Raw genomic sequence first — 14,963 nt, 5'->3', positions numbered from 1 at the left:
GGGCGGCCAGATGTGAATATAACCGATGCTGACATCATGGCAGAAGCCAAAGCGCGTACCGGCGTCCGGGTTGCACCGATCGGCGCGATCGGTGAGCAAATAGTTTACGGTACAGTTTCATCACAAAAGCCAAACCTGATTAAGGCTCTCGGCTTGTCGGGTTTATAGAGAGGAAAAAAAATGAATATCGGTCAGGCAGCTAAACTCTCAGGTATCTCGGCGAAGATGATCCGTTATTACGAACAAATTGGGTTGATACCAAAAGCAATTCGTTCTGATGCCGGTTACCGTCATTACAGTTCATCGGATATTGATAGTCTTCATTTTATTCGACGTTCACGTGACCTTGGTTTTTCTGTTGAACAAATTTCGGGATTAATGAACTTATGGCTCGATGGCGAACGAACCAGCTCTGACGTGAAAACAATGGCGCTTACCCATATTTCAGAGCTAAGAACCAGGATAGCTGAATTACAGGCAATGGCGGAAACGCTTGAGCAATTAGCCCGTGACTGCCAGGGTAATAATCAGCCTGGCTGCCCAATCATCGCGGGATTAATTGAACCCAAAACGCTAACGGAACAACAATCGCAAAAACGTCAAAGAGTTCAAAGAACACCTCGGTTTGGGAGCAGTTCGCTTGCTCCATTGCGCAATCGAAGGTCATTGTAACGATCCCAGCTTTGGTTCCAGGCACTTTTTCAGGGTGGAGATCACTGGCCATCCTCCCAGCAAGCCAAATACCAGTAAGGTTTACTCCGGTACCCGCCGCCAACTTTTTCGGGCAGCCAGTTTATCTCCGCCGTAGATCAGAAGCGTCAGTGTGCTGGCCAGCAAGTAACAGAACAGATTCAGTGTCATTGGATTAGCACGATAGCGTACAGTCAGAAAAGAAGGGCAACTATACCCGATATTCATCCGATTCAGGAGGGGGGAACAGCCTGAACTCAATGCAACCAACGTAACAATCCATCCTCTTCAGCAACTCAAAATCCCTTTTAAAGTCTAAAATAACGATAATTGGAGCACTATGGTTAAGATTGATTAAGGCAATAAAATCTTCTGATTTATAAGACGATCCTACTGCTTTAAGTTAAATTGCGGTATTGATGCTGTTGAGGATCATGTTGAGATGTGTTAGGGAAGTAATTCAAATGGTAGTTGCTGAAAGACTTGCAGTTTAAAGGAATTTATTACCAAGAGTTAAGTTGTATTTATTACATTAAAAATCAACAACTTAAATTTTTTTTGTGTCCGTTGGTTGCTCGATTCATACAGTTTTTCTACACATTACTAGTTCAGTAGCCAGAGATTACCAAACAAAAAAATAATTAGGTAGCACAGTTTTTTCTGTAGTTTTTTAGTTAAAAAATTTATACTTCCCGAAACCATAGGGAGGGGTATAATGACTGACACACTATTTTTCGCTAAAAATTCTGTCCTTTTAGCTAAAGAAAAAATGGATTTAATAAATCCTGATCTTTCAGAAAAGTTTCAAATTTTAATTAATTTTCTTTCTCAGCATCCTGAGAGTTGTTCTACTCCAAGATCAAAAAGATTAAGACAAAATTTTGGTAAAGAAGAGCATATTGATTATTTAGCAAAAAAATTTAATGAAAGTAGACTTCCAAAAAAACCGACCCCTCCTACGACTGTGTCTGATGAAGTAGTTAGTCTGGTTCTTAATGTAAGCTTTGGAATACCTCAAGAATCATTAGAAAGAATTAAAGAGGAACACCGGCTTTCAATGGCATCTGAAAACATTGTTGGTGACTTACTGGAGAGGTATTTAGCTGAAAAGTTGGAGCCGTCAGGTTGGATTTGGTGTTCCGGAACAAGTGTAAAATACGTTGATTTTATACATTATGATAGTACAAAAAATGAATGGGGTCTTTTACAAGTAAAAAATAGAGATAATACAGAGAATTCCTCAAGTAATAAAATACGTAACAATACGCCTATTAAAAAGTGGTTTAGAACTTATTCTCAGAGAGATTCAACTAACTGGGAGAATTTTCCAGATGAGGTATCCTCAAAAAATCTCAATGAAAATGATTTTCGTGATTTCGTAAAAAACTATTTAATTAATTTAAATTAAATAAAAAAGGGAAGGGTATCCATCCCTTCCTTTTAATTAAATTAATTCTCCAAAAATTTCAATATCAGATGTCTTCTTGTACCTTGAGTACCTAAAGTTAGGGAATGTTTCTATTTTTTTACCATTCATATGATTTAGGATGTTTTTTCCTACAGCCAAGCCGAGACCGATTGGAACAGCATTTCCCAGCTGTCTATATTGGTCAAGTAATTTTCCTTTTATTAACCATTCTGTCGGGAATTGTTGAATTATTTTATACTCTTGGACTGATAATGGGCGCAATTCTTCAGGATGCGCAAGATCCGTTGCTGGCATTGCTGGATGTGTAACTAATGTTGGTGAGGGGCGATCCCACGCGACACGCCTTAAAAAACCTGTTTTACCACCACCAAGGAAAAAGGATTTACCTAGAGCTTCTCGTTGTAAGTCTTCTGGTAAATTTTTCCAGTGTTGGCCTTGTTTAAGAAGTTTAAAATATTTCAGTCTTTTCTCAGGGAAAAGTACATGCTCATGAGTGACGCCATTTAAGTCTTTAATTGTCTCACGTAATGTTATCCACTTTGGAAGATTAAATTCTCCGTTTTCACTATGTGTAGGTTGTAAAAAAGGAACTCTTTCACCATCCCTTGAGCATATTATAATTACCCTTTCTCTAATCTGCGGAACACCAAAGTTAGCAGAGTTATATAAATTAAAAGATACGGAGTAGCCAGCACTTTTTATAATTCTTATGATATAGTTTAACACTCCCCCTGGTTGTTCATCAGATTCTAAAGGGGGAAGGTCTTGACCACGTTCATTATGAGGCCTGTGTTTCATTGGCGCTGATAGTAGGCCTCTGACATTCTCAATTACAATATATTTAGGCCTAATTTCCAGAGATATATCTAGAAATTTTATAAAAACGTTACCACGTTCGTCTTCAAGTCCTAACCGTTTCCCGGCAGTAGAGAAAGCTTGGCATGGCGGCCCACCCATTATTAAATCTATTTCTGAGCCGGAATTAACTCCCGCTAACTTTAAAATATCATCAGAGCTATAATCTCGAATGTCACCTATGAGGGCCATGTCTGGTTTATTATGTAAGATTGTTTGCCTTGCTGCTTTATCTATTTCACAAGCAAGTAAAGTTTCAAAACCAGCTTTTTCAACACCAAGATCAAGACCCATAGCTCCACTAAAAAAGCTCAGTGCTTTAGGTTTTTTACTTTTTGAAATTATAGTATTACTATTTTTAACATCGTTTTTGTTATTTATAAGCATCATTTTTTTAACACTTGAACTTTTGATTAACCAAGTTTTTCCTGATTGATATGCATCAATACTGCCCTGTTTACACATTATTCTCACTCGCTGAGGAGTTAGTTTAAGCAGATGCGATGCTTCAGTTACAGTAATGATATCGTTCATTTCCCATGCTCTTTTGTTTCCAAATGGAAACAAAAATATATACCCAAAAAGAAATTTAGTCAATGACAAGATTTGATTTTATTATTGATAATTAGATGTTTTATTTCATGATACCTACCATTTTAGATGAGTATTAGCTGTTTGGGTTAATTTTGGTAATACGTACCTCCTGTTTTATCAAATAAGAAAATGACAGATGAAGAGAATTTTAAGCTGAGAGAGTAAAAAACTAACTAATAGAGTCTAATAAATTCATTATCCCGCCCGTTCCCAGGCGGGACTTGCTCCTTAATCCCTTACCTTCTCACCCGTTTCGTCGCAATCACCCCGATAAACTCCTCCACCTGGCGCTGCTTACGTACTGACAGCGTGCAGACCTTCCTCAGTGACGTCATCAACGCGGACTCCTGCGGTTCGGGATCGCGGGCGGTGATGACCAGGCAGCCGTTCATCACGCGAATATCGACTCTGGTGCCGGTGGCAAATCCCGCCGCTTCCAGCCACTTCCCTTTAATGTTCAGCGCCGGGATGCGCTGGTAATCTGGATAGGTGCTCGCATAAGCCACGGTTAAATGGCGCCGCGTGGGCGCGGTGACTTCTGATTTAACAACGTCTGTATTACAATCCTGCTCAGCCATAATAACTACTCCGTATAGTTGTTGCGGTTAGCGGTATGACGGTGTTCCTAGCACCTTCATGCCGCGATTAATAACCCTGTTATTATAACCAGCAGTAAAAAGTAATCACTTTGGAAAAATAACCAAAGTTAAAAAATGCAGCATGGCTCAGAAAATTATGAAAAGGATGTAATCTCCTGACAGGTTTTTTAAATAATTTTTCTGCTTGTTAGTTTTTTTTAATTCCCCTAAAACTAATGCTTAAGCTGTTTTTTACGTGTGGGATGGATTAAAATCAATGGTGTTTAAGTGTAAAATGTATTAATTGAACGCTTAATAATACATTCTTGATTTGACATCGTAATATGTTTAAATGTTATTTTTTCTGACGATAATGATTCCTTGATTGGCATGAAATGATATCATCTGCATGTGATTTATATTGGGGTTTCGTCTTTACTTTTTTAGTGTTAATTGTAATAACAAAAGGAGGTGTTATGACGTGGGAGTACAATCAGAGAACCGGTGAAATGACTCACAATGGAGCACATTACGCAAATGGGTATAGTGGTAGCCCTGAAGGAAAAAATAACCCTTCTAAAGAGAATGTCGGCTTTGTCGGGCCGATCCCGCGTGGCTACTGGCGGATTACTCGTCATACCAGAAGTAAAGGTAACTGGACGATAGAACTGGTACCTATTGCGGGAACAAATACATTTGGTCGTAATGCTTTCAGAATACATGGTGATAACCCTAAAACTCTCGGTAGTAGTTCTGAAGGGTGTATAATTATCAATGGCGCTAATGTTAGAGCAAATATTTTCAATTCCGGTGACGATATTCTGGTGGTCAGATGAAAAGGATATATTTATTCGCTATGATCATGCTGTCATACAGTTCTATAGCCGATATAAATGTGATGACGCCGAAAATTGTGCTTGAGAATATTCATGACAGTGGTGCGAAAAAATACATTCATGATTTAGCGAAAGAAAATGCAATGGCAACATCAACCAGTCAGTGGGAGGCAATCGTAAAAGGTCTTTCCACTGGGGAGGCTGAATGGCTACAGATTGTTCCGCTGATTGCCCGCTACACCGATGCAGGATTCGCTGAAGATCTCGCTACGGCGCTGGCACAGGCCCTTCCTAAAAATGTGGCGGGCGTGATGAATGTTCTTGATGAGCAACTACCCCCTGTCAGTATCGGTAATGTGTGTTCGATGCCGCTTTATAACGAAACGGTTCTAGAACAAAACGAATATGTCGTGAAAGCCATCCAGGCTCTTTACAAGAATGATACTCCGCAGGCTAAAGAATGCCTGCGGCAACTTATCAAAACGGTCGGTAAGGCTGGCCCATTTCGCAGGGTGGATTAGATGGCAATTCCCGTTTATATGTACATACACGACGATGCAGGCAACTTGATTAAAGGCAGTGTTGATATTCACGGCAGGGGAAACAGTGTTGAAGTTCTGGGGCTCCATCATGAAGTCTATCTTCCCACTGATGATCTTACGGGTGAAATAGTCAACACCAGAAAACATTTGGCCTATCTTGTCGAGAAGGAGATTGATTCATCTTCTTCCTATCTTTATAAAGCCGTCACTAGCGGGCGCAGGCTAAAGCAAGTGGAGCTTAAATTTTTTAAGATTAATGATGCCGGTTATGAGATTGAGTACTTCAACACTCTGCTGGAAAATGTGCGTGTGAAGTGTATTTTACCACTCATGCATGATATTAAAGACACTGCTAAGGAGAATTTCAATCACATGGAAATTGTGGAGTTTATATATGAAAAAATCAGCTGGAAATATGTTGATGGTAATATCATCCATTCTGATAGCTGGAATCAAAGAAAGACAGCGTGACGGTACAGCTAATGATAACTTACCCGGGATACTCCCGTGAAAGCCTTGCTATATCTCCTCTTTCTCCCGGCCTTCACTTGGGCCGCAATAACCCCCGCAGAGATACAGCACGGTATTCAAAAAGATGGCAACCACGCGTTCGCCCGGAATACTCCCGACGGCGACTGGCGTGAAATACTCAACAATATCTCTGCGGGTAAAGGTGAATGGATCGCGCTGGCACCCGAACTCGCTCCGGTAATGGACAGGCAACACGCGATTCAACTGGGGAAAGCGCTTTACAACGCACTGTTACCGAATGCGAAAGAAACGCTGGCTGTACTGGCTATTCTGGATCAACACCAGCACGCCTATCCTTTTCAGCAGGGCACGGGGACTAGCTGCCTTCCACCGCTGAATAAGGCCGGTGATGCCGTCGAGAATCATTCTGTCTATGAGCAGACCCGGCTGGCGCTGCTGGATGCCGGGCCGCAGGGTGCGGACTGTTTGTGGACGATGGAGGCGCTGGCTGAGGAAGTGAAATCTGCCAGCACAATCCGCGATGCGTTACGCTAACGGGACACGAGTAACCGGCTCTCACCGCCGTCCTGGTTCACTGTACTTCCTCAGCGCTGCTGAATGCCGCCTCAACGTCAAAATCCGAACCCATCCCAAAACCCAGAATTCTGATTCCAGTCAATCCGCAGAGATCGTCACGTTCTGGTGCTTTTAAAACCCACCGCGAGCACTATCTTGCGGGGAGGGGGCCAGTTTGAGGTAAGCCGGACGTCACGCGACAGGACGTCGCGTGCCGAGGCGCGCAGGGATGCGTCTTTTGCCGATCCGGCGTGCTCAAACTGGCCTCAGACCGGTCGCTGAACAGGCAGCCAGTAAAAGCATTTCCGGGGCCCTTACGCCCCGTACCCCATCACCTGCAACAGATGCTGTGCCTGCTGCACCGCTTCCTGACGGTGCGCCACGCCCAGCTTCTGATACAGATTACGGATATGGGTTTTAATGGTGGTGGAGGCGACGTCCAGCTCCCCGGCGATCTGGTCGTTGCTGTAGCCGGAGTAAATCAGCCCCAGCACCTGCCATTCACGCTGGGTCAGCGGGCTGGTGCGGATCAGCTCCGGCACCTGCGGATGGGTCAGCAGCTTATTGACAAAACCTTCGTCGAAATGCGCAAACTTATGGCGGTGATGCTGGTTAATCTCGCGCAAAATCTGCTGCGCCCGGCGCTGCTCCAGGTCGGGCAGCAGGTTAAGCTGGATCAGCTGACGCAGCTGCTGCGCCATCATCTCCCCTTCAATCACAAAGTGACTGATAAACCCGGTGCGGTTCGCCAGCCCCAGCGCTTCAATCAGCGCCCGCTGCGCTTCCGCTTTGCGGCCGGTGTGCCAGTACAGCAGATTACTCAGCAGCAGGTTGCGGTTCAGGTCGCTGGTCAGGCGCAGCTGGCGCGCGTTCTGATTCAGCTCATCCAGCACCACTTCGGCTTCATCAAACTTCTCCAGCAGGATCTGCACGCGGGCAATATTGCGCCACTGGCCCTGCTGGAAGTGGTTGTCGGCCATATCCGGCTTACGCGCCTGCTGTAACCACTGGCGCGCCGCCGCTTTATCGCCGGTCATCTGCCAGTAGGTGACGCGCGGCTTATCGGTGTTGGTCAGCCAGTCGATATGATACTGCCCGGTTTTCAGCAGCGCCTCGCAGCGCTGTAAATGGTGGTGAGCATTGTCCAGCTGGCCGCGTGCCAGCGAACACTTGGCCAGCATTGCCAGGCACTGCAGCTGCTGCTGCGGTTGAAAGTTGGTGAGGATCTCCAGCCCCTGGCGTGCGGCGTCTTCGGCATCGTCCAGCCGTGACCATGACCACAGCAGCTGCGAGCGCAGGCGCAGCAAAAACTCGTGCATCGGCAGCTGTTCCAGATGCTGCTCACGCACCAGCTCAAACGCGCGCTCCTGCATCTCAAACGCGGCCTGCAAAAAGCCCTGGGCAATCAGGATCTCGCTCTGCTGCAGCAGCGCCCACAGCGCGTAGTGATAGGCTTCGTGGCGGCGGGCAATCTGCTCCGTCTGCTGCATCAGCGGCAGGGCGCGGGCCAGGTCACCCTTGCAGTGCTGGATCTCTCCGGTAACGGAGGTGGCCACAATGCGGCTGTAAAAACTCTCGTAGGGCAGAAAACGCAGCGCCTCGGCGGCCAGCTGTTCGGCCTCGTCCTGGCGGCCGTCGTTAATGGCGACCTGCGCGCGCAGCGCGTTAAACTCGGCGTTCAGATCCTGATCCATCACGATATCCCGCTTCTGCATCTCGCTTTCTGCCTGCGCCAGCAGCGTGTCCACCTCGGCATAGCGGTGCTGGCTCTGGGCCAGCCACGCCTGCAGCAGCACCAGCCTGGGGCTCTGGATCAGGCGGTCGTAGGGCAGGGCGGCCAGGCACTCTTCCAGCAGGGCCAGCTCGCTCTGGTTGAACAGCGACCAGGCGTGCTGCAGCATAATATCGCGCAGCATATCAATATCATCCGCCCCCAGGGCGTGGTGGATCGCCTCCGCCGGGAACCCCTGCGCCAGCCAGCCTTCGGCGGCGGCGCGGTGGATGGCGGGCAGCTCCGCCGCCAGCTCCCACTGACAGCGCTGGCGCAGGAAGCTGGCAAACAGCGGATGGAAGTTAAACCACTCTCCGGTGTCATCCATGCGGTGGATAAACAGGCCCTGGCGCTCCAGCTCCTCCAGCCGCTGCTGGCCGTTGCCGTCGCCGGTCAGGCGCACAATCAGCGCATCATTCATCGAGCGCAGCAGCGAGCAGCGCAGCAGAAAATCCCGCGTCGGGGCATCCACGCGATCCAGAACCTCATCCACCAGATAGTCGGACAGATGGCTGGCGTTCAGACCCGCCAGCTTACGTGCAGACTGCTGGGTGTACTGGCGCGACGGCGTGCTGGACTGGCGGGCGGACAGGGCGATCAGCTGCAGGGCGGTGGCCCAGCCGGCCACGTCGTCGCACAGGCGGCTGCTGTCGGCCTGGTCAATCGGATCCTTCAGACGGTTGTCGAAAAACTGCTGTGTCTCCGGGTGGGTAAACGCCAGATGCGCGGCGTTCAGCTCCAGCAGCTGCTCGCGCACGCGCAGGTTGGCGATGCCGAGCGGCGGCAGGGTGCGGGACAGCACCACCAGCGAGAGGTTCTCCGGCTGATGCCGCAGGAAGAAGCGCATCCCATCGTGGATCGCTTCGTTAGAAATCAGATGATAATCATCAATCACCAGCAGCAGCGGACGGTGCCAGTCGGACAGCTCGACAAACAGCTGTGCAAACAGCGCGGGCAGGCTGGCGTACTGATGCTTCTGGCTGAGGGCCTCGCTTTTGCCGCAGTGGCCGCCGCAGGCCTGCTGAATCGCGGCGATCAGATAGCTGGCAAAACGCTCCGGCAGGTTGTCGCTTTCATCAAGAGAATACCAGCCCAGATCGCTCTTACCCGCCGCCCAGTGGGCCACCAGCGTCGTCTTACCGTAGCCCGCCGGGCTGGCAACCAGCGTCAGACGATAGTGAGGGGCCGCCGAAAGCTTTGTCAGCAGTCGGTCGCGAACCACGGTATTTTGCTGCCGCACCGGGCGGCTCAGTTTTGATGGGATCAGCATTTTTATCGATTCTTTTGACGGTAGTCAGGGGGACGTAATCTTTATTTCGCAGCGCGTAATTAATCACTTTTTCTAAAGTCCTCCTTTGAAACATCGAATGCAACAATGTTACGTATTTACATGCCGTTAACTTGCTCTGCATCACATTTCTAAAGACAAATTTTTGACCCCTTCCCCCTGACCGCCCGTCTCCTCCGGCTACGCCCCGTTTCTCCTCCCTGCCTAATCGCTGGCGGGAGGATGCCGCCCCGCGCTGAAGGTTGCAGCATAGCGCTTAATAACACTCCACTTTTCCTACAGATTCCCGAATAAAGAGGCATGTGATGCAGGTGACTTTAGATAAAAAGCAGTTTATCGCCGCGCTAAAACGCCAGTGGCAGGGGTTCGGCTTACAGCAGGCACAGGACATGACGCCGCACCAGTGGTGGCAGGCAACCAGCGCAGCGCTGTCAGAGCAGCTGAACGCGCAGCCCGCACCCGCAGCGACGCCGCACCCGCAGCGTCATGTGAACTATATTTCGATGGAGTTTCTGATTGGCCGCCTGACCGCCAATAATCTGATCAACCTCGGCTGGTATGACACGGTCAGCCAGGCGCTGCAGGAGCAGGGCGTTGAGCTGGCCGACGTGCTGGAGCAGGAGACCGACCCGGCGCTGGGCAACGGCGGCCTGGGCCGTCTGGCGGCCTGTTTCCTCGATTCGATGGCCACCGTCGGGCAGCCCGCCACCGGTTACGGTTTAAACTACCAGTACGGCCTGTTCCGCCAGTCCTTTCAGGCTGGGCAGCAGCAGGAGGCCCCGGACAACTGGCAGCGCGAAAGCTATCCGTGGTTCAGTCACAACAGTGCGCTGTCGGTGGACGTCGCCTTTGGCGGTAAGCTGGTGAAGGATGCGCAGGGCGCAGAGCAGTGGCAGCCGGCGTTCACGCTGCGCGGCGAAGCCTGGGACCTGCCGGTCGTCGGCTACCAGAATGGCGTCACCCAGCCGCTGCGCCTGTGGCAGGCCACCGACGTGCATCCGTTCGACCTGGCGCTGTTTAACGACGGCGCGTTCCTCAGGGCAGAGCAGAAGGGCATCGACGCCGCGAAGCTGACCAAAGTGCTCTACCCGAACGACAACCACGGTGCCGGCAAGCGCCTGCGCCTGATGCAGCAGTATTTCCAGTGCGCGTGCTCGGTGGCGGACATTCTGCGCCGCCATCACTTCCTCGGCCGCAAAATTCAGGATCTGCCCGACTATGAGGTGATCCAGCTGAACGACACCCATCCGACCATCGCCATCCCGGAGCTGCTGCGCATCCTGCTTGACGAGCATCAGCTGGAATGGGACGCGGCCTGGGGTATCGTGCAGAGAACTTTTGCCTACACCAACCACACGCTGATGCCGGAAGCGCTGGAGTGCTGGGATGAGAAGCTGGTACGCAGCCTGCTGCCGCGCCACTTCTCGCTGATCAAAGCCATTAACGCCCGTTTCCGTAAGGTCGTCGAAAAACAGTGGCCGGGCGACAAAGCGGTGTGGGAAAAGCTCTCGGTGCATCAGAACCGCCAGGTGCGCATGGCCAATCTGTGCGTGGTCAGCGGCTTTGCGGTGAACGGCGTCGCGGCACTGCACTCCGGGCTGGTGGTGAAGGATCTGTTCCCGGAATATCACCAGCTGTGGCCGACCAAATTCCACAACGTCACCAACGGTATCACCCCGCGCCGCTGGTTAAAGCAGTGCAACCCGGCGCTCTCAGCGCTGATCGATGACACGCTGAAAACCGAATGGGTGACGGATCTCGATGCGCTGCAGGGGCTGGAAGCATCGCTGGATGATACGGCGTTCTGCCAGCGCTATCAGCAGATTAAGCGTGACAATAAAATCCGGCTGGCGGCGTACGTGAAGCAGGTCACCGGGCTGACGCTGAACCCGGAGGCGATCTTCGACGTGCAGATCAAACGCCTGCACGAATACAAACGTCAGCATCTCAACCTGCTGCATATTCTGTCGCTCTACCGCCAGCTGCGTGATAACCCGGAAATGGACATCGTGCCGCGCGTGTTCCTGTTCGGTGCCAAAGCGGCACCGGGCTATTACCTGGCGAAAAACATCATTTATGCCATCAACCAGGTAGCGGAAAAGGTCAATAACGACCCGCTGGTGCGTGACCGCCTGAAAGTGGTGTTTATCCCGGATTACCGCGTGTCGGTGGCCGAGCTGATGATCCCGGCGGCGGACGTCTCCGAGCAGATCTCCACGGCCGGTAAAGAAGCCTCCGGCACCGGCAACATGAAGCTGGCGCTCAACGGCGCGATGACCGTCGGCACGCTCGACGGGGCCAACGTCGAAATCGCCGAGCAGGTAGGCGAAGACAATATCTTTATCTTCGGCAACACCGTCGATCAGGTCAAAGCGCTGCAGGCGAAAGGCTACGATCCGCGGGCCCTGCGCAAAAAAGATAAGCATCTGGACAGCATTCTGACAGAGCTGGAAAACGGCTTCTTCAGCAACGGGGATAAAACGGCCTTCAGCCTGATGCTCGACAGCCTGCTCGGTGGCGGCGACCCGTACCTGGTGCTGGCAGACTTTGCGGATTACTGCGCCGCACAGCGCAAGGTCGATCTGCTGTTCCGCGATCGCGAGGCGTGGACGCGTAAAACCATCCTCAACACCGCCCGCGTCGGCATGTTCAGCTCTGATCGCGCCATTCGCGACTATCAGCAGCGTATCTGGCAGGCGAAACGCTAAGGAGTCCGCATGGAGAACAACACACTGGAGCAGGCGGCCAGGGAGGCGGGGATCGCCGCCGGTTTTATCAATGCGCACGGCCAGCAGCAGGCAATTGCGGCGGAAACCAGGCGGGAGCTGTTAATGGCGATGGGCTGGACGGTGGCAGGGCACAGGCCCGCCACCCCGGTGCCGGGGGTGAAAGTGTTTGTTGCCGGGCAGCGCCTGGCGCTGCCGGTGGAGGGGGACGGGGAATACCTGTGGACACTGCAGCTGGAGGGCGGTGCCACGCAGCGCGGGCGCATCAGCGGTAAAATGACGCTGGCGCTGGCGGGGAAGATCCCGCCTGGCTACCACCAGCTGACGCTGACGCAGGAGAGTGAAGAGTGGCAGTGCCGGGTGATTGTCGCCCCGAAACGCTGCTATGAACCGGATGCCCTGCTGGCCGGGAAAAAGCTGTGGGGAGCCTGCGTGCAGCTGTATACGCTGCGGTCGGACAGTAACTGGGGCATCGGGGATTTTGGCGATCTGAATCTGCTGCTGAAGAACATTGCCGAACGCGGCGGGGCCTTCGTCGGGCTGAACCCGATCCATGCGCTCTATCCGGCCAACCCGGCGGCGGCCAGTCCTTACAGCCCGTCATCGCGCCGCTGGCTGAACGTCGTGTATATCGACGTTGGCGCGGTGGACGATTTCCGGCAGAGCGACGCGGCGCAGCGCTGGTGGCAGCAGCCTGATACCCAGCAGCGATTAAAAGCCGCCCGTGCCAGCGACGAGGTGGATTATGCCAGCGTGGTGCCGCTCAAGCTGGAAGGGCTGCGGCTGGCCTATGCGCATTTTCTCGGGCGTAAGCCGCAGGATGCGCAGGTCAGAGCGCTGGCCAGCTTTACCCGCGAAGGCGGGGAGAGCCTCTGGCTGCAGGCCGCGTTTGACGCGCTGTACGCCCACCTGGCGCAGGAGAGCGGTAAAGGGGTGGGCTGGAACCAGTGGCCCGAACAGTATCACGACGCCCGCGGCCCGGCGGTACGGGCGTTCTGCAAGCAGCACGCGCAGGAGGTGGCGTTTTATCTCTGGCTGCAGTGGCTGGCGGAAACCCAGTTCGCCAGGTGCTATCACACCAGCCAGCAGCAGGCGATGCCGATGGGGCTGTACCGCGATCTGGCGGTCGGTGTGGTCGGCGGCGGCGCGGAAACCTGGAGCGATGGCGACCTGTACTGCCTGAAAGCCTCGGTGGGCGCGCCGCCGGATATTCTCGGCCCGCAGGGCCAGAACTGGGATCTGCGGCCGATGGATCCGCATGTGATGGTGAAGCGCGGCTATCAGCCGTTTATCGATCTGCTGCGGGCCAATATGACCAGCTGCGGGGCGCTGCGTATCGATCATGTGATGGCGCTGCTGCGCCTGTGGTGGATCCCGGCGGGAGAGACGGCGGATAAAGGGGCCTACGTGCACTATCCGGTGGACGATCTGCTGGCGATCCTCGCGCTGGAGAGCCAGCGCCATCGCTGTATGGTGATCGGTGAAGATCTGGGGACGGTGCCGGTGGAGATCGTCAGCAAGCTGCGCGAAGGCGGGGTTTACTCTTACAAGGTGCTCTATTTTGAGCGCGATGAGGAGAATAACTTCCGTGCGCCGCAGTCCTATCCGGTGCAGGCGATGGCGACCATCACCACGCACGATCTGCCCACGCTGCGCGGCTACTGGCAGGCGGACGATCTGGCGCTGGGGAAAACGCTTGGCCTGTATCGTGATGACAGCGTGTTGCAGGAGCTGTACCTTGACCGCGCTCGCGCGCGTCAGGGGCTGCTGGACGGGCTGCATCACTACGGCTGTATTCCACAGAAAACCGGCCGCCATGCTGAACTGATGGCGATGACGCCGGTGATTAACCGCGGCCTGCAACGCTATGTGGCCGACAGCGCCTGCGCGCTGCTGGGCCTTCAGCCGGAGGACTGGCTGGATATGGCCACGCCGGTGAATGTGCCGGGCACCAGCGATGAGTATCCCAACTGGCGGCGTAAGCTCTCGCACACGCTGGAGGAGATGTTCGCTGACGATCGGGTCAATAAGCTGATCAAGGATCTGGATAAACGGCGGCGCAGGGTGTCGGTGAGCTGAGGTCAAAGCAGTGAAAAAAGGGTTTCTGCCGGTGGGGGAAACCCTTTTTTGTTGGGTAAAATCATCAGAATCAGGGGGCGGCCACTGAGGTATCCCTGTAAAACTATACCGGCATTATCCGTGTCCGGTCTTCTGTTCCGATCGACCAGTGACGCAGGTCTGCACGATGGTCCAGGTCAACGTCAAGGACGTTTCGCTTTCCCGCTGCGCGGGCTGAGCGACCCAGGGCGGCCAGTCGCCGCCGCCCTGGGGACCCGGGCTTGCGGCAGGCGCATCGCCCGCTTTCAGCGGGTGCCTTCGCAAGCGTCGTTCACCGACGCACCGGTCGTGACGGCACATCCCTGTGCCGGCTCTCCCTCTCACCGCCGTCCTGGCGGTTCGTCCTGGTTCACTGTGCTTCCTCAGCGCTGCTGAATGCCGCCTCAACGTCAAAACCCAGGTCAACATCCAAACCAATTCGCAGAGAGCATCATGTTATTGCTGTTTTAAAACTTACAGCGAACAACCGTTCTGCGGGGATGGGGCCAG

General features: G+C 52.6%; 11 protein-coding genes. 8 read left to right on the top strand and 3 right to left on the bottom strand.

Annotated features, from left to right (window positions below; all coding sequences use genetic code 11):
- The first annotated feature begins 180 nt into the window (after positions 1-180).
- Entirely contained in the window at positions 181-672 is a 492-nt protein-coding gene (cueR, locus tag EPE01S_RS22865; protein WP_072277437.1) for a Cu(I)-responsive transcriptional regulator, read from the top strand.
- A gap of 733 nt (positions 673-1,405) precedes the next feature.
- Complete coding sequence (locus EPE01S_RS22860; protein WP_072277436.1) at positions 1,406-2,098, top strand: SinI family restriction endonuclease; 693 nt, start codon at positions 1,406-1,408, stop codon at positions 2,096-2,098.
- Positions 2,099-2,134: 36 nt separating this feature from the next.
- Here the strand turns inward: EPE01S_RS22860 and EPE01S_RS09435 are convergent, their stop codons facing one another.
- Together EPE01S_RS09435 and symE are read right to left on the bottom strand one after the other, a co-directional pair.
- Entirely contained in the window at positions 2,135-3,508 is a 1,374-nt protein-coding gene (locus EPE01S_RS09435; RefSeq protein ID WP_062744390.1) for a DNA cytosine methyltransferase, read from the bottom strand.
- A 296-nt stretch (positions 3,509-3,804) separates the two neighbouring features.
- On the bottom strand, positions 3,805-4,146 hold the full coding sequence (symE, locus tag EPE01S_RS09430) for an endoribonuclease SymE (protein WP_062744389.1): 342 nt from the start codon (positions 4,144-4,146) through the stop codon (positions 3,805-3,807).
- 476 nt (positions 4,147-4,622) lie between these two features.
- Here symE and EPE01S_RS22855 point away from each other — a divergent pair, with 476 nt between their 5' ends.
- Genes EPE01S_RS22855 through EPE01S_RS09415 form a run of 4 tightly spaced genes read left to right on the top strand, consistent with a single transcriptional unit; the run spans position 4,623 to position 6,550 of the window.
- On the top strand, positions 4,623-4,982 hold the full coding sequence (locus EPE01S_RS22855) for a tlde1 domain-containing protein (RefSeq protein WP_072277435.1): 360 nt from the start codon (positions 4,623-4,625) through the stop codon (positions 4,980-4,982).
- Between the two features lie 20 nt (positions 4,983-5,002).
- Positions 5,003-5,503, top strand: a complete 501-nt coding sequence (locus EPE01S_RS09425) for a hypothetical protein (RefSeq protein ID WP_157076002.1) — start codon at positions 5,003-5,005, stop codon at positions 5,501-5,503.
- A complete protein-coding gene (tssD, locus tag EPE01S_RS09420) occupies positions 5,504-5,995 on the top strand; it encodes a type VI secretion system tube protein TssD (protein ID WP_062744387.1) in 492 nt (163 codons plus the stop codon). It abuts the gene before it with no gap.
- A gap of 36 nt (positions 5,996-6,031) precedes the next feature.
- Positions 6,032-6,550: a hypothetical protein gene (locus EPE01S_RS09415; protein WP_062744386.1), complete on the top strand. Its 519-nt coding sequence runs from the start codon at positions 6,032-6,034 to the stop codon at positions 6,548-6,550.
- Between the two features lie 335 nt (positions 6,551-6,885).
- Here EPE01S_RS09415 and malT read toward each other — a convergent pair whose 3' ends face one another.
- Complete coding sequence (gene malT, locus EPE01S_RS09410) at positions 6,886-9,612, bottom strand: HTH-type transcriptional regulator MalT (protein ID WP_062744385.1); 2,727 nt, start codon at positions 9,610-9,612, stop codon at positions 6,886-6,888.
- A 323-nt stretch (positions 9,613-9,935) separates the two neighbouring features.
- Here malT and malP point away from each other — a divergent pair, with 323 nt between their 5' ends.
- On the top strand, positions 9,936-12,338 hold the full coding sequence (gene malP / locus EPE01S_RS09405) for a maltodextrin phosphorylase (RefSeq protein ID WP_062744384.1): 2,403 nt from the start codon (positions 9,936-9,938) through the stop codon (positions 12,336-12,338).
- Between the two features lie 9 nt (positions 12,339-12,347).
- Positions 12,348-14,435, top strand: coding sequence for a 4-alpha-glucanotransferase (gene malQ / locus EPE01S_RS09400; protein ID WP_062744383.1), 2,088 nt, complete (start codon positions 12,348-12,350; stop codon positions 14,433-14,435).
- Positions 14,436-14,963: the final 528 nt, after the last annotated feature.

The organism is Erwinia persicina NBRC 102418 (assembly GCF_001571305.1).
In the GTDB taxonomy this organism is placed as follows: domain Bacteria; phylum Pseudomonadota; class Gammaproteobacteria; order Enterobacterales; family Enterobacteriaceae; genus Erwinia; species Erwinia persicina.
This window is presented reverse-complemented; position numbering and strand designations above follow the sequence as displayed.

Excerpts from the sequence above, each read along its gene's own strand:
- cueR (WP_072277437.1), top strand. The coding sequence starts at position 181 with ATGAATATCGGTCAGGCAGCTAAACTCTCAGGTATCTCGGCGAAGATG.
- malQ (WP_062744383.1), top strand. The coding sequence starts at position 12,348 with ATGGAGAACAACACACTGGAGCAGGCGGCCAGGGAGGCGGGGATCGCC.
- EPE01S_RS09435 (WP_062744390.1), bottom strand. The coding sequence starts at position 3,508 with ATGAACGATATCATTACTGTAACTGAAGCATCGCATCTGCTTAAACTA.
- EPE01S_RS22860 (WP_072277436.1), top strand. The coding sequence starts at position 1,406 with ATGACTGACACACTATTTTTCGCTAAAAATTCTGTCCTTTTAGCTAAA.
- malT (WP_062744385.1), bottom strand. The coding sequence starts at position 9,612 with ATGCTGATCCCATCAAAACTGAGCCGCCCGGTGCGGCAGCAAAATACC.
- EPE01S_RS22855 (WP_072277435.1), top strand. The coding sequence starts at position 4,623 with ATGACGTGGGAGTACAATCAGAGAACCGGTGAAATGACTCACAATGGA.
- tssD (WP_062744387.1), top strand. The coding sequence starts at position 5,504 with ATGGCAATTCCCGTTTATATGTACATACACGACGATGCAGGCAACTTG.
- malP (WP_062744384.1), top strand. The coding sequence starts at position 9,936 with ATGCAGGTGACTTTAGATAAAAAGCAGTTTATCGCCGCGCTAAAACGC.
- EPE01S_RS09425 (WP_157076002.1), top strand. The coding sequence starts at position 5,003 with ATGATCATGCTGTCATACAGTTCTATAGCCGATATAAATGTGATGACG.
- symE (WP_062744389.1), bottom strand. The coding sequence starts at position 4,146 with ATGGCTGAGCAGGATTGTAATACAGACGTTGTTAAATCAGAAGTCACC.